This is a genomic window from Chelativorans multitrophicus (genome assembly GCF_011317445.1).
In the GTDB taxonomy this organism is placed as follows: domain Bacteria; phylum Pseudomonadota; class Alphaproteobacteria; order Rhizobiales; family Rhizobiaceae; genus Chelativorans; species Chelativorans multitrophicus.
This window is the reverse complement of the sequence record NZ_JAAAPL010000003.1, coordinates 375,661-401,320: the sequence shown is the minus strand read 5'-3', so window position 1 is coordinate 401,320 and position 25,660 is coordinate 375,661. Positions and strand designations below refer to the sequence as shown.

32 protein-coding genes are annotated in these 25,660 nt (G+C 59.8%); 13 read left to right on the top strand and 19 right to left on the bottom strand.

The window, feature by feature from the left end:
• The first annotated feature begins 35 nt into the window (after positions 1-35).
• Positions 36-764, top strand: a complete 729-nt coding sequence (dnaQ, locus tag GNP00_RS16340) for a DNA polymerase III subunit epsilon (RefSeq protein ID WP_011582794.1) — start codon at positions 36-38, stop codon at positions 762-764.
• Between the two features lie 56 nt (positions 765-820).
• Here dnaQ and secB read toward each other — a convergent pair whose 3' ends face one another.
• Complete coding sequence (gene secB / locus GNP00_RS16335) at positions 821-1,327, bottom strand: protein-export chaperone SecB (protein ID WP_011582795.1); 507 nt, start codon at positions 1,325-1,327, stop codon at positions 821-823.
• 116 nt (positions 1,328-1,443) lie between these two features.
• Positions 1,444-1,917 carry an FxsA family protein gene (locus tag GNP00_RS16330; RefSeq protein ID WP_011582796.1) on the bottom strand — a complete coding sequence of 158 codons (474 nt, stop codon included), beginning with the start codon at positions 1,915-1,917 and terminating at the stop codon, positions 1,444-1,446.
• A 189-nt stretch (positions 1,918-2,106) separates the two neighbouring features.
• Between GNP00_RS16330 and GNP00_RS16325 the strand changes: the two genes are divergently transcribed.
• Genes GNP00_RS16325 through GNP00_RS16310 form a run of 4 tightly spaced genes read left to right on the top strand, consistent with a single transcriptional unit; the run spans position 2,107 to position 4,872 of the window.
• Positions 2,107-2,814, top strand: coding sequence for a Tim44/TimA family putative adaptor protein (locus GNP00_RS16325; protein ID WP_011582797.1), 708 nt, complete (start codon positions 2,107-2,109; stop codon positions 2,812-2,814).
• 35 nt (positions 2,815-2,849) lie between these two features.
• Positions 2,850-3,956, top strand: coding sequence for a murein transglycosylase A (gene mltA, locus GNP00_RS16320; RefSeq protein ID WP_011582798.1), 1,107 nt, complete (start codon positions 2,850-2,852; stop codon positions 3,954-3,956).
• Positions 3,953-4,495 carry a Smr/MutS family protein gene (locus GNP00_RS16315; protein WP_011582799.1) on the top strand — a complete coding sequence of 181 codons (543 nt, stop codon included), beginning with the start codon at positions 3,953-3,955 and terminating at the stop codon, positions 4,493-4,495. Before mltA ends, GNP00_RS16315 begins: the two co-directional genes overlap by 4 nt.
• Positions 4,492-4,872: a helix-turn-helix domain-containing protein gene (locus GNP00_RS16310; protein ID WP_011582800.1), complete on the top strand. Its 381-nt coding sequence runs from the start codon at positions 4,492-4,494 to the stop codon at positions 4,870-4,872. The genes GNP00_RS16315 and GNP00_RS16310 overlap by 4 nt, the downstream gene beginning before the upstream one ends.
• Before the next feature lie 22 nt (positions 4,873-4,894).
• Here the strand turns inward: GNP00_RS16310 and GNP00_RS16305 are convergent, their stop codons facing one another.
• The 4 genes from GNP00_RS16305 to hslV form a co-directional block, all read right to left on the bottom strand.
• The gene (locus GNP00_RS16305) at positions 4,895-5,863 is read right to left on the bottom strand and encodes a DUF1402 family protein (protein ID WP_011582801.1); all 969 of its coding nucleotides are present in this window, start codon (positions 5,861-5,863) and stop codon (positions 4,895-4,897) included.
• A 110-nt stretch (positions 5,864-5,973) separates the two neighbouring features.
• Positions 5,974-7,284 (bottom strand): ATP-dependent protease ATPase subunit HslU, encoded by a 1,311-nt coding sequence (hslU, locus tag GNP00_RS16300; RefSeq protein ID WP_011582802.1) that lies wholly within the window; start codon positions 7,282-7,284, stop codon positions 5,974-5,976.
• Complete coding sequence (locus GNP00_RS16295) at positions 7,281-7,820, bottom strand: GNAT family N-acetyltransferase (protein WP_011582803.1); 540 nt, start codon at positions 7,818-7,820, stop codon at positions 7,281-7,283. The genes hslU and GNP00_RS16295 overlap by 4 nt, the downstream gene beginning before the upstream one ends.
• Entirely contained in the window at positions 7,810-8,358 is a 549-nt protein-coding gene (hslV, locus tag GNP00_RS16290; protein WP_011582804.1) for an ATP-dependent protease subunit HslV, read from the bottom strand. Before hslV ends, GNP00_RS16295 begins: the two co-directional genes overlap by 11 nt.
• 164 nt (positions 8,359-8,522) lie before the next feature.
• Here hslV and hisB point away from each other — a divergent pair, with 164 nt between their 5' ends.
• The 7 genes from hisB to coaA are packed head-to-tail and all read left to right on the top strand — an operon-like array spanning position 8,523 to position 13,141.
• Positions 8,523-9,131 carry an imidazoleglycerol-phosphate dehydratase HisB gene (gene hisB / locus GNP00_RS16285; protein WP_011582805.1) on the top strand — a complete coding sequence of 203 codons (609 nt, stop codon included), beginning with the start codon at positions 8,523-8,525 and terminating at the stop codon, positions 9,129-9,131.
• Between the two features lie 6 nt (positions 9,132-9,137).
• The gene (locus GNP00_RS16280; RefSeq protein ID WP_011582806.1) at positions 9,138-9,623 is read left to right on the top strand and encodes a DUF2628 domain-containing protein; all 486 of its coding nucleotides are present in this window, start codon (positions 9,138-9,140) and stop codon (positions 9,621-9,623) included.
• A 2-nt stretch (positions 9,624-9,625) separates the two neighbouring features.
• Positions 9,626-10,276, top strand: a complete 651-nt coding sequence (gene hisH / locus GNP00_RS16275; RefSeq protein ID WP_011582807.1) for an imidazole glycerol phosphate synthase subunit HisH — start codon at positions 9,626-9,628, stop codon at positions 10,274-10,276.
• Positions 10,273-11,007 carry a 1-(5-phosphoribosyl)-5-[(5-phosphoribosylamino)methylideneamino]imidazole-4-carboxamide isomerase gene (gene hisA, locus GNP00_RS16270; protein WP_041545668.1) on the top strand — a complete coding sequence of 245 codons (735 nt, stop codon included), beginning with the start codon at positions 10,273-10,275 and terminating at the stop codon, positions 11,005-11,007. The genes hisH and hisA overlap by 4 nt, the downstream gene beginning before the upstream one ends.
• On the top strand, positions 11,004-11,810 hold the full coding sequence (hisF, locus tag GNP00_RS16265) for an imidazole glycerol phosphate synthase subunit HisF (protein WP_011582809.1): 807 nt from the start codon (positions 11,004-11,006) through the stop codon (positions 11,808-11,810). The genes hisA and hisF overlap by 4 nt, the downstream gene beginning before the upstream one ends.
• The gene (locus GNP00_RS16260) at positions 11,803-12,141 is read left to right on the top strand and encodes a phosphoribosyl-ATP diphosphatase (RefSeq protein WP_011582810.1); all 339 of its coding nucleotides are present in this window, start codon (positions 11,803-11,805) and stop codon (positions 12,139-12,141) included. The genes hisF and GNP00_RS16260 overlap by 8 nt, the downstream gene beginning before the upstream one ends.
• Before the next feature lie 40 nt (positions 12,142-12,181).
• A complete protein-coding gene (coaA, locus tag GNP00_RS16255) occupies positions 12,182-13,141 on the top strand; it encodes a type I pantothenate kinase (RefSeq protein WP_041545670.1) in 960 nt (319 codons plus the stop codon).
• Here the strand turns inward: coaA and GNP00_RS16250 are convergent.
• The 13 genes from GNP00_RS16250 to GNP00_RS16190 all read right to left on the bottom strand — a co-directional run bounded on the left by GNP00_RS16250 (position 13,138) and on the right by GNP00_RS16190 (position 24,007).
• A complete protein-coding gene (locus GNP00_RS16250; RefSeq protein ID WP_011582812.1) occupies positions 13,138-13,752 on the bottom strand; it encodes an alpha-ketoglutarate-dependent dioxygenase AlkB family protein in 615 nt (204 codons plus the stop codon). The genes coaA and GNP00_RS16250 overlap by 4 nt on opposite strands.
• Before the next feature lie 56 nt (positions 13,753-13,808).
• Positions 13,809-14,240, bottom strand: a complete 432-nt coding sequence (gene arfB, locus GNP00_RS16245) for an alternative ribosome rescue aminoacyl-tRNA hydrolase ArfB (RefSeq protein WP_011582813.1) — start codon at positions 14,238-14,240, stop codon at positions 13,809-13,811.
• Between the two features lie 91 nt (positions 14,241-14,331).
• Positions 14,332-15,942 carry a phosphoenolpyruvate carboxykinase gene (locus GNP00_RS16240; RefSeq protein ID WP_011582814.1) on the bottom strand — a complete coding sequence of 537 codons (1,611 nt, stop codon included), beginning with the start codon at positions 15,940-15,942 and terminating at the stop codon, positions 14,332-14,334.
• Positions 15,943-16,136: 194 nt separating this feature from the next.
• A complete protein-coding gene (locus GNP00_RS16235; protein WP_011582815.1) occupies positions 16,137-17,123 on the bottom strand; it encodes an LLM class flavin-dependent oxidoreductase in 987 nt (328 codons plus the stop codon).
• Between the two features lie 92 nt (positions 17,124-17,215).
• Positions 17,216-17,416, bottom strand: coding sequence for a DUF2905 domain-containing protein (locus GNP00_RS16230; protein WP_011582816.1), 201 nt, complete (start codon positions 17,414-17,416; stop codon positions 17,216-17,218).
• Positions 17,413-18,582, bottom strand: coding sequence for an acetyl-CoA acetyltransferase (locus GNP00_RS16225; protein WP_011582817.1), 1,170 nt, complete (start codon positions 18,580-18,582; stop codon positions 17,413-17,415). The genes GNP00_RS16230 and GNP00_RS16225 overlap by 4 nt, the downstream gene beginning before the upstream one ends.
• A gap of 51 nt (positions 18,583-18,633) precedes the next feature.
• On the bottom strand, positions 18,634-19,110 hold the full coding sequence (locus GNP00_RS16220) for a DUF2269 family protein (protein ID WP_011582818.1): 477 nt from the start codon (positions 19,108-19,110) through the stop codon (positions 18,634-18,636).
• 6 nt (positions 19,111-19,116) lie between these two features.
• Positions 19,117-20,406, bottom strand: coding sequence for an SDR family oxidoreductase (locus GNP00_RS16215; RefSeq protein WP_011582819.1), 1,290 nt, complete (start codon positions 20,404-20,406; stop codon positions 19,117-19,119).
• The gene (locus tag GNP00_RS16210) at positions 20,403-21,929 is read right to left on the bottom strand and encodes an FAD-dependent oxidoreductase (RefSeq protein ID WP_011582820.1); all 1,527 of its coding nucleotides are present in this window, start codon (positions 21,927-21,929) and stop codon (positions 20,403-20,405) included. Before GNP00_RS16210 ends, GNP00_RS16215 begins: the two co-directional genes overlap by 4 nt.
• Entirely contained in the window at positions 21,926-22,420 is a 495-nt protein-coding gene (locus tag GNP00_RS16205) for a hypothetical protein (protein ID WP_011582821.1), read from the bottom strand. The genes GNP00_RS16210 and GNP00_RS16205 overlap by 4 nt, the downstream gene beginning before the upstream one ends.
• Positions 22,421-22,509: 89 nt before the next feature.
• A complete protein-coding gene (locus GNP00_RS16200; RefSeq protein WP_011582822.1) occupies positions 22,510-22,950 on the bottom strand; it encodes a DUF421 domain-containing protein in 441 nt (146 codons plus the stop codon).
• A gap of 10 nt (positions 22,951-22,960) precedes the next feature.
• Positions 22,961-23,458 (bottom strand): hypothetical protein, encoded by a 498-nt coding sequence (locus GNP00_RS16195; protein ID WP_011582823.1) that lies wholly within the window; start codon positions 23,456-23,458, stop codon positions 22,961-22,963.
• Positions 23,459-23,551: 93 nt separating this feature from the next.
• Entirely contained in the window at positions 23,552-24,007 is a 456-nt protein-coding gene (locus tag GNP00_RS16190; protein WP_011582824.1) for a hypothetical protein, read from the bottom strand.
• 153 nt (positions 24,008-24,160) lie between these two features.
• Here GNP00_RS16190 and GNP00_RS16185 point away from each other — a divergent pair, with 153 nt between their 5' ends.
• Positions 24,161-25,576, top strand: coding sequence for an NAD(P)/FAD-dependent oxidoreductase (locus GNP00_RS16185; RefSeq protein ID WP_011582825.1), 1,416 nt, complete (start codon positions 24,161-24,163; stop codon positions 25,574-25,576).
• Positions 25,577-25,660: the final 84 nt, after the last annotated feature.

Genomic DNA, 25,660 nt, shown 5'->3' with positions numbered 1-25,660 from the left:
GTCGAGCCCATGCTTCGGCGCGGGGAGTGATTCGAATGCGCGAGATCATCTTCGATACGGAAACGACGGGCCTGGATCCGCGCGAGGACAGGGTTATCGAGCTCGGCTGCGTTGAGCTGGCAAACCGCTTCCCCACCGGGCGAACGCTACATTATTTCATCAACCCGCAGGGCCGCTCCGTTCATCCCGATGCCCAGGCTGTGCATGGCATTTCCGATGCCGACCTTGCCGGTAAGCCCGTTTTCGCCGAGATTCTTGATGAGTTTCTTGAGTTCATCGACGGCGCGAAGCTTGTCGCCCATAATGCCAATTTCGACATCGGTTTCATCAATGCCGAGTTTCAAAGGGTGGGTCAGCCCTATATAGATCCGGCGCGCGTGATCGATACGTTGGCAATTGCCCGGCGAAAGCATCCCATGGGGCCGAACTCGCTCGATGCGCTCTGCCGGCGTTACGGAATTGACAATTCCCATCGCACCAAGCACGGCGCGCTTCTGGACGCCGAACTCCTGGCCGAGGTTTACATTGAATTGGCCGGCGGCAAGCAGGCCAGTTTTGGGCTCGAGATTGCAACGCAAGGCGTTGCAGAAGAAACAAGCAGCAGCGTCATTGTCGCACTCCCGCCCCGGCCACGCCCGCTTCGTTCGCGGCTTACCCCCGAGGAACAACAAGCCCATGAAGCGCTCGTTGCCGGTATCGGCGAAAATGCGCTCTGGCGGAAGCTGATGCCTGCGGAAGCCGCTGAGCGCGTGGAAACTGCTTAATTCGGTTCAAAAAAAGCCGGGTCATGACCCGGCTTTCGTTTTGAGGTGAAGTATCTTCAGGAAACCTGAACTTTCCTCCGGGCTTCTTCCTCGGCCAGCCTCTGCTGGAACATGCGCGCAAAATCGATCGGGTCAATCATGAGGGGCGGGAAGCCTCCATTTCGCGTCGCATCCGCAATGATTTGCCGCGCGAACGGGAAAAGCAATCGCGGACATTCAATGAAGAGAAGCGGCAGCATATGCTCCTGGGGGAATCCCTGAATGCGAAACACGCCCCCGTAGATCAACTCGACATTGAAAAGCACCACATTGTCGGCTTCTGCCTTTGCCGTAAGCGTCAGCAAGACATCATAGTCTGTGCCGCCCAGCGGATTTGCATTGACATTCACATTGATGTTGATCGAAGGCGCTTTGTCCCGAGCACGCAAGGACTGAGGCGCTCCGGGGCTCTCGAAAGAGAGGTCCTTGATATACTGCGTCAGCACGTTCAGGCTCGCCGGAACGGTATTTCCGTTCGTTTCCGCCTGCTTTGCGTCGTTATTTCCGCTGGGCTGGTCAGCCATCCGCTTCGATCCTCTGGAATGTTGGGCTGCCCGCTTGGGCTGCAAAATCGTGGCGTTCGCTAGCACGCTGGTCCTGGCAACACAAGTTTGGATTGTCTACGAGGTCTCCCCTCTTCCTATTTGCCCCGCCACGGTGAATCCTTCCCATCGGAGCTTGTGTAGTCGCTCATATCGAGGTCAATCGTTCTGCTCGACGGCCGATGCTCGCCGGCACTTGCGTCGCCAGGCGTGACGAGGACCATATGGCTGCGGATAAAGCGCCAAACCAGATCGCGTATCGCGGGAATAAAAAGCAGCAGGCCGAGCGTGTCGGTGACGAAGCCCGGTGTCAGCAAAAGGAGACCAGCAACGAGAATCATCACGCCATGTACCAGCTCTCGCCCCGGTAGACGGTGCTGCGCGAGCTCGCGCTGCATACGCGAAAGAAGGTTAAAACCCTGTATGCGAAGCAGGATGGATCCTGCTACCGCCGTGATAAGCACCAGCGCCAATGTGGGAAAAAGCCCGATCTGTTGCCCGACCACCACAAAAACGGCGATTTCGGCAAGCGGAATGGCGAGTAGAAGGAATGGAATGATGGAGAAACGCACGGTTTTGGTCTAACCTCTTGGTACACGGAACTTGGAGCCTCGCCTTCAAAGATAGGAATGCAAGCGGACGATTTGAACGATGGCATTCTGAGTTCTATATGAGTGTAATCGCGGCAGCGTCACGTCCTTGCTTTCGGGCTGATCCCTATTAGGCTGGCGCAACACGACAGAGCGGCTTTGGCGGACATCATGGAATTCTTTGATTTTGGCACGATCTTTTTCTTAGTCGCGGCGGTCGTGATCTTCTTTCAATTGCGCAATGTGCTGGGCCGGCGGACCGGAAGTGAAAGGCCGCCTTTTGACCCCTATACGGCCGGCCGATCCCGTCCCGCGGAAGCAGAGAAGTCGGTCAAGAACGACACGGTGGTTGCCTTGCCCAGGCGTAAAGGCCTCGTGGATGAGGAACGCTACAATATCATCGACAAGGTTGCGCAGCCCGGCACCGAGCTGAACCGTGGCTTGCGAGCGATAAAGGATGCGGACCCTTCCTTCGATCCGAATACCTTTGTGGATGGCGCCAAACTGGCATACGAGATGATCGTTATGGCGTTTGCCGACGGGGACCGGCGCACGCTCAAAAATCTCCTGTCGCGCGAGGTCTATGAGGGCTTTGTCTCGGCCATAGACGAACGTGAAAGGCGATCGGAGAAGATCGAGTCTTCTTTCGTCGGCATCGACAAGGCCACCATCATCAGTGCCGAGATGAAGGGCAGTGAAGCCCACGTTACGCTTCGTATTGTAAGCGAGCTGATCTCTGCCACACGCGACAGCGGAGGCAGCATTATTGATGGCGATCCCGAGACTGTCGCTGAGGTGAAGGATATCTGGACCTTTGCCCGTGATACGCGCTCGCGCGATCCCAACTGGAAGCTGGTGGCGACCGAAGCGGAAGAGTAAGCCGTGGCTTTCCCGGTGGGCGTGGAGAGGTGCCTATGAGCCTTTCCGAAATGTTGCGCCCGGTCACCTATGATCATCTGCCCGGATGGACCGCGGATGAGGGCATTTCGGAAGCCTTTGCTGCGTTCTCGCGGTCGGCCTGCCAGGCAGCAACGCGACCTTACCGTACAGGTGGCCTTGGCATAGCATTCGAAAGTTTTGCTGCCGCCTACGCTCAGGCCCGGTCCGGGAAACCCTCTGTCCGCCCCGGAGAGGCGCGCGAATTTTTCGAACAGCACTTCCTTCCCTTTCAGGTTCGGCCTGATGCCGGCGGGCGCGGACTCGTGACCGGCTATTACGAGCCTGAGGCCGAGGCCTCGCGTGTTCGCTCCGAACGTTTCTTGGTGCCGCTCTACCGCCGCCCCGATGATCTCGTCGATGTGGACGATGAGAACCGGCCACAAGGCCTCGATCCCTACTTTGCCTTTGCCCGGCGCTCCGGCGACTCCCTAGAGCCCTATTGGGACCGGGAAGCCATTGATCGCGGCGCTCTCCAGGGCCGAGGTCTCGAGCTTTGTTGGCTGGCGGACCGTGTGGATACCTTTTTCATCCACGTTCAGGGGGCGGCTCGGCTGCGCTTTCTGGAAGGAGGTCAAATACGCGTCACCTACGCTGCCAAATCCGGCCATCGCTTCACGGGCATCGGGCGGGTGCTGGCAGATCTCGGCGAAATCCCGCTTGAGAAAGTATCTATGCAGACGATCCGCGCCTGGCTGAACCGGAACCCGCAGAGACAGGACGAGATCCTGTGGCGTAACCGCTCATATATATTCTTTCGCGAGACCCAGCTCGGTGATCCAGCCTTGGGACCAGTTGCTGCGGCCAAAGTCCAGCTTCAGCCCGCGCGGTCGATCGCAGTCGACCGCACTCTCCACACTTTTGGCACGCCTTTCTTCGTCCATGCGCCCGAACTTCGGCATGTCGACGGTGCGCCTTTCCGGCGGCTGATGATTGCGCAGGACACCGGTTCTGCCATAACAGGCACCGCGCGGGGCGATCTTTTCATCGGCACCGGCGTAGCAGCGGGCGAGATTGCCGGCACAATTCGCCATCCCGCCGACTTTTATGTGTTGCTGCCAAAATCGCTGGTGGCCGGGGCATGAGACGGGCAAAAGCAAAAGAGCTCTCGACGGAGGACAGGATCCTCTGGAGTCATGTTGCTCGCTCGGCAAGGCCCCTTCCGGGAAAGACCGTTCCTGAAGAAACTCAGTCTTCCCTCAAAGCGGATGTGCCCCAGCCACCTGCTCCGCCGTCGGCAGCGAGTTCTAAGCAGAGTTTGCCTCCGGTAGCATCCTCGCACAGGCATCCGCGCAGGCTCGATACACCGACGCGAGAGAGGCTGGCCCGTGGACGGCTCGATATAACCGGACGCGTGGACCTGCATGGCCTCACCCAGGCCGAAGCGCATGGGCTTCTCTTAGCTTTTCTGCGTCAGGCGTTCGCTGCCGACCGTCGATACGTGCTTGTGATCACCGGCAAGGGCAAGAGCATCCCAGAAGGCGTTCTCCGCGGCGCCGTGCCCCGGTGGTTTTCCACCCCGCCTTTCGCAGAGATTGTAAGCGGTTTCGAGGAAGCAGCGCGCCATCATGGTGGTGGTGGGGCACTTTATGTGCGTCTTCGTCGCAGAGAAAATCGTCGATGACTCCATTTGCTGCAAGGATACGTGCGCTCCGCCGCGCCCGTGGAGTAAGTCAAAGGGAGATGGCGGCCGCCCTGGGCGTGAGCCCGGCTTATCTATCGGCTCTTGAACATGGTCGGCGCAGTCCACCCAATTGGGCCATGGTCCAGAAAGTCATTGGCTATTTCAATGTCATCTGGGACGAGGCGGATGAACTTCAACGTCTCGCCGAACTATCTCATCCGCGCGTCGTTGTAGATACTGCGGGCCTTCCCGAAAAAGCCACGGCCATTGCCAATCTGCTGGCTCAGAATATCGCGGATCTGAATGAGCAAGAGCTTGAACAGCTTCATCGCACGCTGCACGATGTTTTGGGACGGAAGCATAAGCGGTCTGAATAGGCGCCCGGACTCGTTCAGGCACTTAGGATTCGCCGGCGAGCGCCTCCAACTCCTCCAGCTTGTCGTTAACGAGCCAGCCATAGTAATTCTCTTCCGGCAGCTTCGGCTCTAAGCCCTGCTGGCTGCGAAGACGATTTTGGGCAGCCAGCTTCTTCGCGCGGGTCTCAGGATTTCCCAGATTATACAGTGTGGCAGTCAGACCGGGATTTTTGCTGATGTCGAAGTCGGCAATCTCAGAATAAGCATCGATCGATTTCCTGATCATCGCCGCTACATAGTCGAGCGAAACGTCGGGATCCATAATTGCCCGGTAGACCTGCTGCGGGTCGCGGTGGTCGATTCTCTCGTGACCGGATATCCGGTGAACCATATCTGTCAATTGCAGTGCGGTAAGAGGATTTAGCTGGCCGATGCCGAATGTCTGTCCGGCAAAAAACGGCTGCAGAAAAACGGCGCTGAAGCGGTCCTTCGGAAAGGACTTACCTTCAACGGTCTTGCCACGGAAGCTGTTGTCCCAAATGGTTTCGCGGCAGCTCCACAGGCTGTAGCTCTCGGTGAATTTCGCACAGGGCGCAAATTGCGGGCGTTGAATAAAGTCGTCCAGCGGCTCACCTTCGAAGGAAAAGGTGAAGCTGCTGCGAAGATAGGAAACCGCCTTGACGTAATAGGTCTGGAGTTGGTCGTAAGCATCGACATTGTAGGTGTGCTCGCCAACAATCGCACCGATAATGTGGATGGGGTCTATTTTATATTGCGTTGCGGATTCGCGTATCTTGGCGCGAAGGCTTCGATCATTTTTGAGAAGCCTGTGAACCCGTTGGTACTTGGCTTCGAAAGTGGTTTTGGCTGCGCCGGTGCGCCGGGCAGAAGCGCCGGGTATAGGCGGTTGCTCAGCATTGCGGTTGCCGCTGGGTACTGTTGTGGCGGCCACGGCCGCTGGAGTCACAAGAGTCAGAATTAAGACGCAAACGATGCCACGCCGAAAAGCCATCCGCCCACTCGGTTGTAATGAGTTTTTGCGGGAACCTACGGAAAGCGGGGGCTTGAGTCGAGCGAATTAAAATTCGCCCGAAAGCGCCCGCCTTGGCCGTGTCATACAGGTCACAGAATAAAGCGCGAGAGGTCCGTGTTCTTGGCAAGATCGCCCACATGCTGGTCTACATAGGCAGCATCGATCACCATCTTGCTGCCTGAACGATCCGGCGCGTTGTAGGAAATCTCGTCAAGCACCCGTTCCATCACGGTCTGCAGCCGCCGAGCGCCGATATTCTCGACGCTTGCATTGAGGTCGACAGCGACTTCCGCCAATCTGACGATGGCATCTTCGGTGAATTCGAGTTCGACGCCCTCCGTCTCCATCAAGGCGATGTACTGCTTTATGAGGCTCGCTTCAGTTTCGGTGAGGATCCTGCGAAAATCCTCCTTCTCCAAGGCCCGCAACTCGACTCTTATAGGCAGGCGGCCCTGCAGTTCGGGAAGCAGGTCCGAGGGCTTTGCCACATGGAATGCGCCGGAGGCGATGAATAGGACATGGTCAGTCTTGACCGGTCCGTATTTGGTCGCGACCGTCGTGCCTTCGACAAGCGGCAGGAGGTCTCGCTGCACGCCTTCGCGGGACACACCGGCGCCCATGCCGCCTTCGCGCGAGGCAATTTTGTCGATCTCGTCAATGAAAACGATGCCGTCATTCTCGGCGGAAGAGAGCGCCCGCCGCACGACCTCGTCCTGGTCGAGCAGCTTGTCCGACTCATCATTGATGAGGAATTTATACGAATCCTTGACGGTGGTCTTGACGGTCTTGGTTCGCCCGCCGCCCATGGCCTTCTGCAGCATGTCGTTGATATTCAGAACACCGATATTGGCTCCGGGCATGCCGGGAATTTCGAAACTGCCCATACCGCCGCCCGCATCAGCCACTTGGATCTCGATCTCTTTGTCGTCCAGCTCGCCGCTCCTGAGCTTTTGGCGAAAGCTGTCGCGTGTGGCGGGGCTTGCGGTGCGGCCCACCAGCGCCTCCAGCACGCGTTCCTCGGCGTTCAGATGCGCACGTGCCTCCACGCCCTCGCGCATCTTCTCGCGCGTAAGCGCGATCGCCACCTCGACCAGGTCGCGCACGATCTGCTCAACATCGCGGCCCACATAGCCGACTTCAGTGAATTTGGTTGCCTCCACCTTCACGAAAGGTGCCCCGGCGAGTTTGGCCAGGCGCCTCGAGATTTCGGTCTTGCCGACGCCTGTCGGCCCGATCATCAGGATGTTCTTCGGCATCACCTCTTCGCGCAGGCCAGGCTCGAGCTGCTGGCGTCTCCAGCGGTTCCGCAGTGCAATCGCGACCGCTCGCTTCGCCTCCTTCTGGCCGATAATGTAGCGGTCGAGCTCGGAAACGATCTCACGGGGTGAAAAATTGCTCATATCGTTGTCTCGTCTGTATTGGGATCGTATTGCATGATCAGGGCGTTGCCGGAGCGCCCTTCGAGCCAAGGAACAGGCCTAAAACCTGCTTTCCGATAGGCACCAACCGCGCGAAGATTATCCGGGTCCGGATCGATCAGGATTGTCTCAAACCCATCATCGCGCAGCTTGCGGACGAATGCTGCCAGCGCCTTCGAGCCGATGCCCTTCGACAGCTTATCCGGATGCCCTATGGATAGATCGACGCCCACTGCCCCGGCGGGAAGCTCCGCAAGCCACGGGTGATCGTCGATCCATTCCGCATTCTGGTGGTGGCCTAGGAACCAGTATTGAATGTAGCCTACCGGCTCATCGCCGAGGACAATGATGAAGGGCCGTGTCGAATCTCGCCCTTCGATCATGTCGCGGATAAAGCCCAGTTCTTCCTCAGGTTCGCCCCACCATTCCCGCATATGCGGCTGCTTCAACCAGTGGCGAAGCATCGGCAGATGCTCCGCCGTGACCGGCTCGAAGCGGATGGTGGGCTCAGCCGGCATCCAGCGTTTCCACGATGATATTGCTGTTTGTGTAGACGCAGATGCTTGCGGCAATCTCCATCGCCTTGCGGGCAATCTCCTCCGCGCTCTTGTCCGTGTCGATAAGCGCGCGTGCGGCCGCGAGCGCATAATTCCCGCCCGACCCGATTGCCATCACCCCCTCTTCCGGCTCCAGCACATCGCCGGTTCCGGTGAGCGCCAGCGTCACGTTCTTGTCGGCCACGAGCATCATTGCCTCCAGCCGACGCAAATAGCGGTCCGTCCGCCAGTCCTTTGCCAGCTCCACGCTCGCCCGCATGAGCTGGTCGGGATACTGCTCCAGCTTCTTCTCCAGCCTTTCGAGCAGCGTGAAAGCATCGGCCGTCGCCCCCGCGAAGCCTGCGATCACATTGCCCTTGCCGATCCGGCGCACCTTCCGGGCGTTGCCCTTCATAACGGTTTGTCCGAGGCTCACCTGTCCGTCGCCGGCAATCACGACCTTCCCGCCCTTCCGAACGGTGACAATGGTGGTTCCGTGCATTGTCAGATTATCGCTCATGGAAATTTTGCTCCTGGACGCCTCTCGCGGGCGCCGTTTCGAGCGTTTATGTAAGAGACAGGCAAAGGAATGCAAATGCCGCGGGTTCATGATCTCCCCGCTTCTGGTATTCGCGGCCGACTTGCTCTAAAAGGCGGGCCTTCTTGGAAAGCAAAGGAAAAGCCATGGCTGCCAGCAATCCGCGCCAGGCCGAAATCAGCCGCAAGACGAACGAGACCGACATCTCCGTCACCGTCGATCTCGATGGCGAGGGACGCTCCGACATTTCGACTGGCGTGGGCTTCTTCGACCACATGCTGGATCAGCTCTCTCGCCATTCCCTGATCGACATGAAAGTGTCCGCGCTCGGCGACCTCCATATCGATGATCACCACACAGTGGAGGATTGCGGCATCGCCATCGGACAGGCCATTGCGAAAGCGCTGGGTGACCGCCGCGGCATAACCCGCTATGCCTCGCTTGACCTTGCTATGGACGAGGCGTTGACGCGCGCCGCCGTGGACGTTTCCGGCCGTCCTTTCCTAGTCTGGCAGGTCACCTTTCCCTCGCCCAAGATCGGCAGCTTCGACACGGAGCTGGTGCGCGAGTTCTTTCAGGCGCTGGCGCAAAATGCCGGCATCACCTTACATGTCACGAACCTTTATGGCGCGAACGCGCACCATATCGCCGAGACATGTTTCAAGGCGGTGGCTCGTGTCCTTCGCGCGGCCCTCTCGCCCGATCCACGGCAGCTCAACGCGATCCCCTCCACCAAGGGCACGCTGAACGGTTGAAGCACAATGGCCAGCTATATCGTTCTTGAGCCGGCGGGCAACCGGCCAGACAAGGGGGAAAAGGCGCTTGTCATTCGTGACGGCTTTTCCTTCCTGGCACTTATCATGCCGTTATTCTGGTTTCTCTGGCACCGCATGTGGCTCGAGGCGCTTGCCTTCCTGTGCATCGGTCTTCTGCTTGCCGGCCTTGGCACAATGTCAGGCTTTTCAATTACTGCGCCGCTTCTTTCCTTTATTCTTTACCTCTTCATAGGGCTTGAAGCCCAGGGGCTCAGGATCGCCTCTCTTCGCCGGCGGGGCTGGAAGGTCTGGGGCGTGGTAGAAGGAGCCAACCGAAATGAGGCTGAGCTCCGCTATTCAGCGGAGATCGCGCAGGCGCCGGTGCAGAGGCCTTCGGCAGCGGCTCTTCCCGTAGCAGTGTCCCGCGCTGCTCCCGCCAGCCAAAGACCTTCACCGACTTTTGGTCTGGTTGAATATCCACGAAAGGGCTGAGGATGCGCGTTGCCATCATCGACTACGGCTCCGGCAATCTGCGCTCCGCGACCAAGGCGTTCGAGCGCGCGGCGCGCGAATCGGGAATCGCGGCTGAGATAGATCTTACCAATGACGCTGAGCGGGTCCGCAAGGCCGATCGCATCGTTCTGCCCGGGGTGGGGGCATATGCGGATTGCCGGGCGGGGCTCGATGCAGTGCCGGGCATGGTGGAAGCAATCGAAGAAGTTGCCATTGGACGGGCACGCCCCTTCTTTGGGATTTGCGTCGGCATGCAGCTTATGTCGGAACGCGGGCTGGAGAAGACCACGACGAATGGCTTCGGCTGGATCGCGGGAGACGTGAAGGAGATCACCCCCAGCGATCCGTCACTGAAAATCCCGCAAATCGGGTGGAACACGATTCACGTGAAACATCGCCACCCGCTCTTTGAGGGTATTCCGACGGGGCGCGAGGGGCTGCACGCCTATTTCGTCCATTCCTATCATATTGATGCGACGCGAAGGGAGGATGTCCTGGCCGTAACCGACTATGGGGGCGAGATCACCGCGGCGGTGGCCCGTGGCAACCTCGCCGGAACGCAGTTCCATCCGGAAAAGAGCCAGATGCTCGGCCTTGGCCTTATCGCGAATTTCCTGAGATGGCGGCCATGATTCTTTATCCGGCCATCGATCTGAAAGACGGTGAATGCGTGCGGCTCAAGCTCGGAGAGATGAGCGAGGCCACGGTCTATAACCGCGATCCGGCCGCTCAGGCAAAAGCCTTCGAGGAGCAGGGTTTTGAGTGGTTGCACGTGGTGGACCTCAACGGCGCCTTCGCCGGTGCGAGCGTCAATGGCGCAGCCGTCGAAGCCATCCTGAAGGCTACGCGCAATCCGGTTCAGCTTGGCGGCGGCATTCGCTCGCTTGAGCAGATCGAGGCTTGGCTGGAGAGAGGGCTTGCCCGCGTAATCCTTGGTACGGTCGCGGTACGTGATCCGGCTCTGGTCCGTGAAGCCTGCGGAAAATTCCCCGGCAAGATCGCCGTTGGCATCGATGCTCGCGGCGGCAAAGTCGCGGTAGAAGGTTGGGCCGAGACGTCGGACCTTACCGCTGCCGAACTGGCCAAGCGTTTTGAGGGTGCCGGCGTAGCCGCGATCATCTATACCGATATTGACCGGGACGGCGTGCTGACCGGCATCAACTGGGAAGCGACAATCGCCCTGGCTGATGCAGTGTCGATCCCCATCATTGCCTCTGGCGGCCTTGCCTCGATGGCTGATATCGAGCGGATGGTTAAGCCTGACGCCGCAAAGCTCGAAGGCGCGATCTCCGGCCGCGCTCTCTATGACGGCCGCATCGATCCGAAAGAGGCGCTCGCAATGCTTCGGAAGGCGCGCGCATGACCCTGAAGGCCCGCGTCATCCCATGTCTGGACGTAAAAGACGGTCGCGTCGTCAAGGGCGTCCAGTTCGTTGATCTGATCGATGCCGGCGATCCCGTGGAAGCCGCAACGGCCTATGACGCGGCTGGCGCCGATGAACTTTGTTTTCTGGACATTACCGCAAGCCACGAAAACCGTGAGACCATCTTCGACGTCATCGCGCGCACCGCGGAGCAATGCTTCATGCCCCTTACGGTGGGCGGAGGCGTTCGCCAAATTCCGGATATACGCCGGCTGCTCCTGGCTGGCGCCGACAAGGTTTCGATCAACACGGCAGCGGTGAAGGAACCTGAATTTGTGGCCCGCGCGGCGGACAAATTCGGTGACCAGTGCATCGTCGTGGCGATCGATGCCAAGAAAGTTTCCCCGCCGGGCCAGGCGGACCGCTGGGAGATATTCACCCATGGCGGCCGCAATCCCACCGGTATCGATGCCGTGGAGTTCGCCCGGCGGGTGGTGGATCTCGGCGCCGGTGAGATCCTGCTCACGTCCATGGATCGTGACGGCACGAAAGCCGGCTATGACATCGCACTGACGCAGGCGGTGGCTGATGCGGTGCGCGCGCCGGTCATCGCTTCGGGCGGCGTTGGCACTCTGGACCACCTTGTGGAGGGCATTCGCGACGGGCACGCGACAGCTGTCCTTGCTGCCTCGATCTTCCATTTTGGCACTTACACGGTGGCCGAAGCAAAGCGATATATGGCCGATGCCGGTATTCCGATGCGGCTGGATGCGGCGAACGCAGAAGGGAACGCGCATGAATGAGTTCGATCTCTCTAGGCTCGAAGGCATCATCGCCGAGCGTGCAAATAGCGGCGACACGCAGTCATGGACGGCTCGGCTCATCTCAGCGGGCATGGACAAGGCGGCCAAGAAGCTCGGAGAAGAGGCGGTGGAGACGGTCATCGCCGCGGTTGCACGGGACAAGAAGGCGCTCATTGCCGAAAGTGCGGACCTTGTTTACCACTGGCTGGTGGTACTGAAAATTGCCGGCGTGCGGCTTGATGAGGTGATGTTGGAGCTTGAATCCCGAACCGGCCGTTCGGGCATCGCCGAAAAGGAATCGCGTGGCAAGCCGCCGGAGAGCGCCGCTTAGAGATGCGATGGGCCGGAAAGCAGGCACGGAAAAGACGCTGATGGACCAGTTGGTACCCGCCGAACGCTACTCCCCTTATCGCTTCTTTTCGGCGGAGGATTGGGCGAAGTTTCGCGCCGACACCCCGCTCACGCTGACTGAGGACGAGGTTCGCCGGCTGCGCTCTCTGAACGATCCCGTCAACCTGGAAGAGGTTCGGCGTATCTACCTCTCCATGTCCCGATTGCTCTCGGCCCATGTGGAGGCAAGCCAGCTTCTTTTTCAGCAGCGTCAGGTCTTCTTTGATTCCGACCATGCGGTGAAGACACCCTTCATCATCGGCATTGCTGGTTCGGTGGCGGTGGGCAAATCCACCACAGCCCGTGTGCTGAAGGAACTGCTCACACGATGGCCGTCCAGCCCGAAGGTTGATCTCATAACGACGGACGGATTTCTTCTTCCAAACGCCGTGCTGAGCCATGAAGGTTTGATGGAACGGAAAGGTTTCCCGGAAAGCTATGACGTGGGCGCCATCCTGCGCTTTCTGTCAGGCATCAAGGCTGGGCTGCCGAATATGCGAGCGCCGATTTATTCGCACCTGACCTATGATGTTGTACCCGGCGAATTCGCCGTCATCGACCGGCCTGATATCCTCATCTTCGAAGGCATCAACGTGCTGCAGACCCGGGATCTTCCGAGGGATGGCAAGGCAGTGCCCTTCGTTTCGGATTTCTTCGACTTCTCGATATATATCGATGCGCCCGAGGAACTCATTCACGAGTGGTATGTCGATCGCTTCATGCGCCTGCGCGAGACGGCGTTCCGCGACCCAAATTCCTTCTTTCACCGCTATTCCACCCTCCCCGAGGTGGAGGCGAGGACTATCGCGGAGGAGCTTTGGACAAATATCAACCTGAAGAACCTGCGTGAGAACATTCTGCCGACCCGTCCGCGCGCAGACCTCATTTTGAGAAAAGGCACAAATCATCTGGTCCAGGAAGTGGCGCTCAGGAAACTTTAAGGCAGATTCACCCGGCGCAGCGTGAGGTTGATGCGCCCGCCATTTTTCAGAAGATCGGACGTGTGGGGATAGATCCGGTCCACCCCATGGAAGGCAAGCCGCCCTTCCCCGCCGAGCACCACCACGTCCCCACTCGACAGCCGAAACGAGGCGGTGCCGCTTTCGCGATCATTGCCGCCGACGCGAAACAGGCAATCGTCGCCCAATGAGACGGAGACTACGGGTGCTGCGAAGTTTTTCTCGTCGCGATCCTGGTGTAGCCCCATCTTGGCGTCTTGCGAATAGAAATTGATGAGGCATGCCTCCGGCGAATGAGGATAACCGGACACTTCATCCCAAAGTTCTAGCAGACGCTGCGGGATCAGCGGCCATCGCTTTCCCGTGGCGGGATGCGTTTCCTGATAACGGTATCCCCTCTCCTTGTCGGTCACCCAGCCGAGCACGCCGCAATTCGTCATGCGCACGCTCATGGGCTTTCCCGTGCGTGGCATGGTCGGCACATAAAGCGGTGCCGCAATCACCACCGCGCGGATTTCGGTGAGCAAAGCCGCCTGTTCGGTGGGTGACAGGAGGCCTGGCATATGCCTTATTCCGGGAGGGAGGGAGAGCATGTGCTATCGGGTGAACCTTGCCCTAAGTCGAACTGCAATCAACGGCACAGCCTTCTTCAGTCGAAAGAGACTCTCCCGCGCATCTTCTTTACGGTGGAACGGCCAGCCTTTTCCTTGAGCCGGCGCTCGACCGCGCCCTTCGAGGGCTTGGTCTTCTTCCGTGGCTTGGGTGGAGGCTCAGATGCCTTGAGAAGGAGTTCGGTCAATCGCCGGCGGGCATCTGACCGATTCTGCTCCTGTGTGCGGAAGCGCCCCGCTTCAATGACGATCTCGCCTTCCTTGGTGGCGCGGCTCCCGGCCAGCTTCAGGGCTTGCGCTCTTACGCGCTCCGGCAGGTGCCGCGCATTCGCAACGTCGAAACGCAGCTGCACCGCCGTCGCCACCTTGTTGACGTTCTGCCCGCCAGGGCCGGAGGAGCGGATGAACTGTTCCTCCAGCTCGTCTTCCTCGACGAAAATGCCGGGCCGAATTTCGAGGCCGTCGTCCATAGCTACCCGCTCTGACGTTCCGGAGCGGCGGACTAAGCTGCCAGCCGCGATTCACATCGAAAGATGGTCCGCCAACGCCGCGGGAGCAAGCCTATTCAGCAGCCTGCCGGATCTGAGGCGATGCATTCATCACGTCTGCTTCCACGTGATTCTCGAATTTCCCGAAATTGGCGACGAACATGGAAACAAGCCGCTCGGCCTGCACATCATAGGCGGCCTTATCTGCCCAGGTTGAGCGCGGATCGAGGATGGTGCCGTCTACGCCCGGCACCGCCACGGGTACGGCAAAGCCAAAATTGGGGTCGGTACGGAACTGGGCTGTTCGAAGCGAGCCGTCGAGTGCAGCGGAGAGCAGGGCGCGTGTCACCTTGATGGGCATGCGGTGGCCAGTGCCGTAGGCGCCGCCGGTCCAACCAGTATTGACTAGCCAGCAGTCGACCTCGTGCTCTGCGATCAGGTCTCTGAGAAGATTTCCGTAGACCGAAGGATGGCGGGGCATGAAGGGTGCGCCGAAACAGGTGGAGAAGGTGGCCTCCGGCTCGGTGACGCCTTTTTCCGTTCCCGCCACTTTCGCCGTGTAGCCCGACAGGAAATGGTACATGGCCTGGGCAGGGGTAAGCTTGGCGATGGGTGGCATCACGCCAAAGGCATCCGCCGTCAGCATGATGACGTTCTTTGGCTGCCCTGCCCTGCCCGTCTCGCTGGCATTGGAGATGAAGTGCAGCGGATATGCGCAGCGCGTGTTCTCGGTCCGGCTGCCATCGTCGAAATCGGGAACGCCGTGCTCGTCGACGACCACATTTTCCAGCACCGTGCCGAAGCGTTCCGTGGTGGCGAAAATCTCCGGCTCCGCCTCCCGGCTGAGCTTGATCGTCTTGGCGTAGCACCCGCCTTCGAAATTGAAGATGCCGTGCGGCCCCCACCCGTGCTCGTCATCGCCGATAAGCGTGCGCGAAGGTTCGGCGGAAAGGGTCGTCTTTCCCGTGCCCGACAGGCCGAAGAAGATCGCAACGTCGCCCTCGGATCCCTCATTGGCCGAGCAGTGCATGGGCATCACGCCCTTGGCCGGAAGCAGGTAATTGAGCGCAGTGAAGACGGATTTTTTCATTTCCCCCGCATAGGACGTGCCGCCGATCAGCACGATCATGCGCTTCAGATCCATCGCGATAATGGTTTCCGTGCGGCAGCCATGCCGCTTCGGATCGGCGCGGAAGGACGGCAGATCGATCACCGTCATCTGCGGCACGAAGCTCTTGAGCTCCGAGCGCATCGGGCGGATCAGCAGATTGCGGATGAAGAGCGAATGCCAGGCATATTCCGTGACGACGCGCACCGGCAGCGCGTTTTCCGGATCAGCCCCGCCGACGAGATCCTGTACGAAAAGGTCAAGGCTCTCGGCGTGACGCTTGAAGTCCTCGTAGAGTGCTTCAAAATGTTCGCCCGATAGCGGCTTATTGTTGTCCCACCAGATCTCGTTTTCCGTGCTGGCATCTCGCACAATGAACTTGTCCTTGGGCGAGCGGCCGGTGTGCTGTCCCGTCTCGGCAACGAGGGCCCCGTGAGCGGAAATCCGCGCCTCGGCGCGCCGGATCGCCTCCTCATAAAGTTGCGGCTCGGTGAGATTGAAGAAAACGGTCCCGCTGGTCTTCAAACCACTGGTCTCGATGCCGTTGGTGGGGTTGCGGAGGCCGGTCTCTTGCATAAGTCACTCCAGGAACAGGCGTTAATCGGAACAAGCCGGCCTGAGGTGACCGACGGACGGGGTTAAATAGGCTATGTCTGTCTTCAGGACCAGAAAAGCAAAAAGATTTCAATTCTTTAATCGATTTAAAAAATTCAACAAATCACTAAATCGTTTAAACGCGTTCGCTCCCACTGCCCGATTGAAGCTGTTCCTCACAGCTCGCGCAGCAACTCGGCTGCGAGCTGGAACGACCTGACACGTGCGCGGTGATCATGAATCTGACCTGTGATGATCACTTCGTCCGGGCTGTAACGCTCGATGAAGCACTTGAGTTGGCCTCGCACCGTTTCCGGCGAGCCTGCTGCCGAACAGGCAAGCGCTTGATCGATGTACGGCATGATGGCCGAATCCACATGCTCGGAAATATCCTTCACCGGCCGCGGCAGCGGGCCCGGCCTGCCGGTACGCAGATTGGCAAAGGCGAGCTGCATGGAGGTTTTCAGGAAAAGCCCTTCTTCGTCCGTATCGGCTGCGAACACGTTGAGAGCCAGCATGAAATGCGGCTGCTCAAGATGCTTTGAAGGCCGGAAAGTCTCGCGATAGACCGAGAGCGCATGCTCAAGTGCTGCCGGCGCGAAATGTGAGGCGAAGGCATAGGGCAGGCCAAGATGGGCGGCGAGCTGCGCGCCATAAAGGCTTGATCCGAGAATCCACACCGGAACGCGTGTGCTCATCCCCGGTATGGCTCTTACCTGCTGTCCCGGCACAGGATCGTCGAGATAGGCGATCAGCTCGAGCACGTCCTGCGGAAAGCCTTCGCCGTTGTCGAGGCCGCGTCTCAGCGCCCGCGCAGTCCCCATGTCGGTTCCGGGAGCACGGCCAAGCCCCAAATCGATCCGGTCCGGATAAAGCGTGGCAAGTGTGCCGAACTGTTCCGCCACCATCAAAGGAGCGTGGTTGGGAAGCATGATGCCTCCGGCACCGACGCGGATGGTGGAGGTCTTTGCCGCTACCTGTCCGATAAGCACGGCGGTCGCGGCACTCGCAATGCCCGGCATGTTGTGGTGCTCCGCCAGCCAGTACCGGTGATAGCCCCAACGCTCCGCATGCTGCGCGATGTCTACGGTGTTTTGCAGCGCATTGGCCGGGGAGGCGCCCTCCGGAATGGGGGCGAGGTCAAGCACGGAAAAGGGGATCATCGCGACGCGCTCCGGGTGAATTGTTTTCGTTCATATGGTGATTTCGAGCTAGAGGAAGCTGACTGCACGCCGAATGGCGCTCCAGTTGGGCATCAGCGGTTGATGAGCCAGAGCACGAGGCTCAGCACGATGCTGATCAGGATGGACGTTGTGATTGGGATATAGACGCGGAAATTCTCGCCGCCGAAGGCGAGATCCCCCGGCAGCCTTCCAAGACCGGCCTTTTGGATCAGCGGCCAGAGAAGCCCTGCGGCGACGAGGACGATCCCGAATGTGATCAGCAGCCGGCTCATTTTACGCGCTCGAGCACCGATACATAATTGGCCACGGCCGCCCCGCCCATGTTGAAAACGCCGGCCAGCTTGGCGCCTGCGATCTGCATATCGCCGGCCTCGCCCATTAGCTGCATGGCGGCCAGGATATGCATGGAAACGCCGGTGGCGCCGATCGGATGGCCTTTGGCCTTGAGCCCGCCGGAGGGGTTGACGGGCAGTCTTCCGCCCTTGGCGGCGATCCCTTCCCGCACAACGCGAAAGCCCTCTCCAGGTTTGGCAAGCCCCATAGCCTCGTATTCGATCAGTTCGGCGATCGTAAAGCAGTCGTGGGTTTCCACGAGCGACAGGTCGTGCAGGGAGACGCCGGCATTTTCCAGCGCTCTCGCCCAGGCGCGCCGCGCGCCTTCGAAAGTGGTCGCATCCCGGCGGCTCAAGGCGAGGATGTCGTTTGCATGACTCCGGGCGCGAAACGCGATCGCCCGCTCCATCTGCGCGGCGGCGTCCTCGTCCGCCAGAATCAGCGCAGCCGCCCCATCGGAGATGAGGGAGCAGTCTGTCCGGCGTAGCGGCTCTGCCACATAGGGGTTTTTTTCAGAAACCGTGTTGCAGAAAGCGAAGCCGAAATCCCGGCGCATATGGGCGTAAGGATTAGAGACGCCGTTGGCGTGGTTCTTGGCGGCGATGAGGGCAAGCTCCTCCGAGCGGTCGCCGTAACGTTGAAAGTAACTCCGCGCAATGCGCGCGAAAAGTCCTGCAAAACCCCCGTCTATGTCCGCTTCTTCCTTACGGAAGCTCGCACCGAGCAGAATATCGCCCACCTCCGCGGTTGGGGTGCTGGTCATCTTCTCCGCACCGACGACGAGAGCGATTCGCCCTCGTCCGGATTCGATGAAGTCCATTGCCGTATAGATCGCGGCAGAGCCGGTGGCGCAGGCGTTTTCCAGACGGACGGCTGGCACATGCGCAAGATGTTCATTGTTCATGGCGAGCAGCGCGCCTTGGAAATCCTGCTTGGAAAAACCGTTATTCATGACGCCGACGAAAATCCCGTCCACTTCGCCCGCTTCGATACCGGCATGCGCCAGCGCCGGCGTCGTGACGGAGGCCATCAGCGCCTCGGTGTCTTCCAGTTCCGATTTTCCAAAGAGCGAATGCGCCCAGCCGACGATCCGTGCCTTGCCCATATGCCTTCTTCCTTTTCAGGAAACATAGGCGCAGTTTCGCCTTATCCAAGCCTACCAGATTTCCGGCGGTCGTGCGATCATCAGCCAAAAGATGCCCAGAACGGCGGCAAAGGCGGGGAAACCGAACGCAAACCAAAGCCGGAAAAGCTGGTGGTAGCGCTTCGGCAAAGTCGCTGCCCCGTCTTCGTTCGCCTTGGTTGCGAGCCGCCGCATCTCCATTTGCATCCACACGACCGGAAGCCAGAACACGCCGGTAACGAGATAGAGCAGGATTGAAAGCACGATCCAATGTTCCCATGGCGAATAGCCGATATACCACACGAGCGCGAGGCCGGTGATCGGCTGCGCCACCACAGCCGTAGCGGTGAAAAGGAAATCGGCGAGGACGACAATCTTCGCAGTGCCCGCAATCACCGCCGGGTTGCCCGTCCGATGGGCCATCAGCATGAAGAATGCGATGCCTGCGCCGGTTCCCAGAAGCACGGCCGCACCGATCACATGGAGGAATTTCAGGAAGAAGTAGAGCATTGCCTCTTACCGCTCCTTGTAAATCGCGAGCGCCACGAAATGGAGTACAAGGATCGGCCATATCTTTGCCAAGGGACCCAGCGGCTCGGCCCATAGCGACGGCAGGAGAATCGTCCCGGAGATTATATAGAAAACCGACAAAGCGATCGCCCCATATAGGCCGTGGCGGGTGGTTGGCCGGTAAGCGATGGCGAGCCCAACCAGGATATCCGCGATTGCTCCCGCCACCACACCGGAGGCTGAAAGCGGCCCCGCGCCGGTACGCAGCATCAATTCGATGCCTTCGCGATAGCCGATCGTCAGGGAGACGATGCCGGTGCCTATCCAAAACAGCGGCAGCACTATGAAAATAACTGGTTTCAAGAAGTAGAGCTGCGCAAACCAGCGATCCTGCACTGTTACAGGATCGCGGATCAATGCCATTGAAAGCGATGTGGGCAGGATCCCCGTCATCGATCGCCAGGGGCCCGGATTGCCGACGGCGCCGCGCTCGATCTCCTTTCGTGCCGTGCTGCGCACCGGCGGCCGCCAGCCGAGAAAGCTGATGAGATCGCCTGCGCGGTAGAAAAGGCTTGCCGCCTTGTCCGATAAGCTGAACCGGCGGGCAGGCTGCCAGCCGTGCCATTGCCTGTATCGTGCGACCACCTCGTCCATGGGCAGTCGTTCCGGCCCGGCCAGCTCCAATGTCACCTGGACGGGTGCGGTCGGCTGTATGAAGAATGCAACCGTGGCGGCCACATCGTCGAGCTGGACAACCTGGAGGGGGGCAGTGCGACCGAGGGAGAGCGCGAACGGCAGGGCTGACAGGCCGCGGATAAGGGCACTCGCACCAAAGACGTTTCTCCCCAGCACCACTGAGGGTCGGAGAATCACCCAGTCCAGATCCCGCTCCATCAACAAATGGTCGCCCTCAAGCTTAGTCGCGGAAAAAGCGGAGGGCTGGGCGCGGTCGACGCCAATTGCGGAAAAATGGATGACGCGTCTTATGCTCAGCCTTTCACAGGCCCGGAAAAGGGCTGCTGCCCCAGTGACATGAACGCCTTCCGTGTCCTCCCGCGCGCTGTCCTGCAGCGCGCCAACGCAGTTGACGACCGCTTCTACACCGAAAAGATGCTCCGCCCAGATTTGCACCCCGGTGGCCCGGGCCATGTCGATTTCTACGATCTGGGCCGCTCCCGAAGGGAGTGGATTGCTGCCCGGCCGCACCACGGCAATCACGTGGTGACCCTCCGACATTAGCCGGGCGCAAACTGTGCTGCCGATAAGCCCCGTTGCGCCTGTGACAAGAACCTTCATGGTCCCCCTTTTTCCAAATCCCGAATATCGCGCGGTTTCAGCGCAGAAACTGCCGGCCCCGCGATCACCTCTCCCCATTCATCGAAACGCGAGCCGTGGCACGGGCAATCCCAAGTGCGATCGATCTCGTTCCAGCCGACGATGCAGCCCATATGCGTGCATGTGGCTGATAAGGTAATTAGCGATCCGTCTTCTTGGCGGCACACGGCGAGCTGCTCACCATTGTGGGCAATAATGCCACCTTCGCCCGGCGCGATGCTGTCGAGGGGAACGGTGGCACGTTTTAGCAACCGATCCCGGATCAGGTGTCCGGCCGCCTCGACATTGCCCTTCGTAAATTCTGCTGCCCCAGCCAGCGGCTTTACGCGCGTGGCGTCGAAGAGGTCTGCGGCGGGAAGCGTGCGCCCTAAAATGCGCTCGGCAAGTATTCCGCCCCCCACCACGCCCTGGGTTATCCCCCAGGCATCGAAACCAGTGGCAACGAGGAGGTTTTCATGACGGCTGTTTGCCGGGCCGATAAAAGCTGCTCCGTCCATGGGGCGGAAATCCTCGTTTGTCCAAAGATGTGTGAGTGCGTTCATTCCGAAATGCTGCGAAAGGAAAGAGCGTAGGTCTTCCACCATTTCCCGCTCCTTGTCGGGTTCGCCGCTCTTGAACTCGCCGCCTGCCGCGATGAGATAGGTTTGTCCATCCTTCACCGCGGTTCTTAGTGAATGGGAAGGAGTGCCGGCACTGATGAACATTCCGTCCAGACCGTGACCTTCCGGCAGCGGTGCGGCGGCTACGGGATGAGCGAAGGGGAATGCCTTGGCGAAGAACTTGCCTTCGTTCACCACCGGCATTTGCGTTGCGACAACCACATGACCCGCGCTAACCGACCTTCCGTTGACGCTGAGCCGGATCGGGCCGCCGCCGGAGATGTCCGTGACGCGGCTCTGCTCGTAGATGGGGATCTCGCGCGTCACCTGCTCGGCTAGCCCGAGAAGGTATAGGTAGGGGTTGAACTGATATTGACCGTGATATTTGAGCAGTGCCGTCGTCTTGAACGGCAGCCCGGCATAGGGAACGATTTTCGCGGGCAGCCCCAGCTCTCGTGCGATTTCCCCTTCTTTTTCGAGCTGTTCCGCCTGCTTGTCGTCCGTTGCATAGATATAGGCGGACCGCGGCTCAAGCCCTGCCTGCCCTTCCATGCTCTTGGCAAGCGCCATGATTTCGCCGACTGCCGCCTGGTTCGCTTCTGCGTAAATGCGCGCCCTCTCCTCCCCGAACTTTTTCTTTAAGCTCGTATATCTTTGCCCATGCTGAGACGTGACTTTCGCGGTTGATCGTCCCGTCGCCTGCCGCCCGATCCGCCGCGCCTCCAGAATGACTACCTTTAGTCCCGAACCTGCCAGCCGATGGGCGCAGTGCAGGCCCACAATGCCACCGCCAATGATTGCCACGTCCACGGACAGGTCCTCGGCGAGCGTCGGAAAGCTTTTGGGGATCACGCCGTCGAACCAGAACGGAAAACCGGTTTTCATACGCGTCTCCTCGCGGTGATATTGTCTTCAGCATCGGCAGATGTCCCGCCGCTGAAAATGCTCTTCGAGGCACCTTCCAGCTCGTTGAGGCCCGCGGCGAGTGCGGCGCCCCAGATGACATGGGCTGCGAGCATGAGCAGATTCCGCGCGGCGGGGTGTCGCGTCGCCGGCTTCAGCATTCCCAAGGCTGGAATCCATCCGAAATAGCTGCCGGCCCAGACGGCAAGCCCGTACAGAACGCCGTTGGGCCGGCGCGGTGTCAAACACGCGTATATCCCGCCGGCCAGGGCGCCGAACCCGAAATGGGCAAGAAGCGTCTGAATCCGGCTCGCGCTCTCGCCCCCGATGGGTTTCACCTGCTCGATGATTTCACGCGGCGGCAGCGGATAGCGGGTATCCGCGCGCAGGCGCGGCCACAAATGCCTCATAGCGGCCGTCATCGCCATTGTGGCCGACAATCCGGCCAATGCGCCGCACACAAGCCTTTCCAATCCTGTCTCCTTGCCGCGATGGTGCACCCAACATGAGGGACCAGGGAAAGTTCCAGGATTTTTCTTTCTTTATGGGAACTTAACCAACCTTAGCGCGGAACGATGCTGATATTTCCGCCGATCTCCAGTACCGCAAACTTGATCTGCTCGAGCCGCTCCAACCCGTGCTGCTCTCGGGCGGCTTCCATCACCTCGTCGAGGCTTACACGAGTGCGCTTAAGCGCCTCCTTGTCTGCTTTGCCGAGGCTGATCAGCACGGTGGGCGTGCCGTCGATGAGCGTTGCCGCGCCGGGCGACCATTCCTTGAAATATGAAAGGGCAATATCCACCACGAAAAGCGTGATGATCAGAAGAACGGCGTTGATCAGCGAAAAATCGTCGCCAAGCAGGGCCTGCTGTGTGGTTTCCGCGATGATCAGCAGGAGGACGAAATCGAAGGCTGTGATCTCCGCGAGGGACCTTCGCCCCGACAGCCGGATGACAATCAGGAGGAAAAGATAGATGACGATTCCCCGAACGACGGAGTCCATCCGCATCCTCCTATGGCAAAATCAGGGTCGAGGCGTCGGTACTGGCCCCGTCAAGGGCGATGCGGTAGCTGACGCGGCCGGCGTGAAGCGAACGTGTGTAGACGATCACTTTCGCCGGAGCTCCTTCTTCGGCCGCGAACTCCATCGCCACGCCATCCGGCAGCGTCAGCATGCGTTCCGGCTCCGGCTGGATGCCCTCCACCTCGAAATATTCGAAAAAGCTGTAGCTGATATCCAGGCGGTGTTTCTCAGCGCCCCCTTCGAAGCTCACCCGCAATTCGTCCGAGGCTTCCCAGCGGGCAATGCGCGGATGCTCCACCTGGCCTGTCGAAAGTGATTGGGTTGCCGTCGAAAAGTACCCTCCTGATCCTGTGAGGCCAGCAAGCGCCAGGATGAGGATAAGAGCAAACACCACCCAAGCCACCCGCTCCACGATCCAGAAGAGGCGGTGAAAATTTCGTTTTTCCTCAAGCTGTAAGCCGTCTTTGCGGACTGGCGGGACCTGCATCGCAACCTGCTTCGCTGTTGAGCGAAGTGTCAATCCGTAAGCGCGGATAAGGTTCCCCCCGCGCCAACCCTCAGCGGATCGCCTTGAGAACTGTTATCGTTGCCGCTGCGCAGCCCAAGCGCCGGCAGCGAGCCCTATCGCCATCGCCGCAAATGCACCCGCGACTGACCGCTTGGATATTGCGAGCTCCCACCCCGGCGTTATCCGCCGGGGCAGCACGCCATAATCTAGAAGCGCGGCAAAGGCCGAGACCACCGAAGCACCGCAAAGAAGGCGTGGCAAGCTTTGCGGTTCCCTCCGCGATGCCCAAAACGCGAAAGGCAACGCCCAGAACATTGCCGAAGCCAAGTTGGTGACTGCTCCAAGTCCGGTGTGCCGCATGTCGACCGTTGCTCTCCTGGCCACCGAATCGCCATGCAGCCAATGGCTTGTCGCGTTGACCGGCTGGAGCATTCCCCGGCCTTCGCCCTTTGCCGAAGTCATAATGGAAAGAAGCGCAGCGAACCCTGCCATCGAACCGCTATAGAAAGCATATCGTACTGTATTCATGCGTTGCTCCGGATCTGCGGACGCATCAGCGAACAATCGAGAATGCCGCTGGTTCCATTGCTATTCGTCCCCGGCTTGACCAAATAAGAAGGCGGAACAAGCACCAGGAGGCAGCGTTTTGCTGCAAAACGCGCATTGTGGGCGGAGGCGTGGTTGATCGCCAAGGAGCTGCTTGTGAGTGCCCGCGAAGACATGCCGCCGGCGGAGCCGGTCGCCCCACGTTCATCGCGCATCGTCATTGTTGGCGCCGGTTTTGCCGGCCTTGAGGCGGCAAAAGAGCTTGGCAGGGCGGGCATTCCCGTCGTCTTGCTTGACCGCCAAAACCATCATCTCTTTCAGCCGCTGCTCTACCAGGTGGCAACCGCAGCACTTTCTGCCGCGGATATAGCCGAGCCGATCCGCAAAATTCTAAGGCCCTACGAAAGCGTACAGGTGCTTCTTGGCGAGGTGACGAGCATCGACATGGCCGCCCGGGTGCTGCATCTGGCGGACGGCTCATGTTTGAATTTTGACTATCTGATTCTCGCGACCGGCGCCTCGCACAGCTATTTCGGTCATCCTGATTGGGCGCGTTTTGCACCCGGCCTGAAAACGATCGCTGATGCTCGGCGAATTCGTGCCAAAGCACTGCTCGCCTTTGAGCGCGCCGAACGCACTCTCGATCCAGATGAACAGGCTCGCCAGATGACCATAGCCATCGTAGGCGGTGGGCCGACGGGCGTGGAGCTTGCAGGATCCCTGGCTGAGCTTAGCCGCCTCACGCTTGCCCGCGATTTTCGCAGCGCCCGGCCCGAGGCGGCAAGGATAATGCTGATCGAGGCGGGACCGCGCATCCTCCCTGCTTTTTCCGAAAAAATCTCTGCCTACGCGCACGAACGCCTTGAAAGGCTGGGTGTGGAGGTGCACACGAGCACTCCGGTGGAGGACATCCAAAAGGATAGCATCACTTTTGGCGGCAGCACCGTCCCCGTCGGTCTGGTTCTTTGGGCCGCGGGCGTGGCTGCCTCGCCTCTAGCCGCGCAACTCGGCGCTGAAACCGATCGGGCAGGGCGCGTGATTGTCGACGGGGCCATGCGGGTCAGGGGCCTCCGCAATGTCTTCGCCATGGGCGATGCGGCTCTGTTCGCGGGACAGGACGGGAAGCCTCTGCCGGGCCTCGCACAGGTTGCGAAGCAACAGGGCCGGCATCTCGGCCGCATGCTCGCCCGCCATCTACGCGACGGAAAGCCGCTCGACGAATTCGTCTATCACGGCCGCGGGAATACGGCCATTGTCGGCCGCCACGCCGCGGTGTTCGAGCAAGGTCGTTTCAAGCTCACCGGCTGGCTCGCCTGGCTCTCCTGGGCGATCATCCATGTCTATCTGCTGGTGGGATTTCAACATCGCCTGACGGTGTCAGTTCAATGGCTCTGGCGCTACCTCACCTTCGAACGCGGCGCGAGGCTGATAACGGACGAATCCCTGGTATCCGATCGGTCGCCAATGCTTGAAGAAGCCGAAACCGTCGCCGCTGAAGCTAAGGCGCGAACAGCCGCTTCTGTGTCTTTGCCAAAGGAACGAGCACCATGAGCCACGCGTTGTGAGGTATGCTCACCTCCGGCTCGACTATCCCGGCTCTCCGCGCTGTTGATAGCAGCCTTGCGCTTTGGCGCG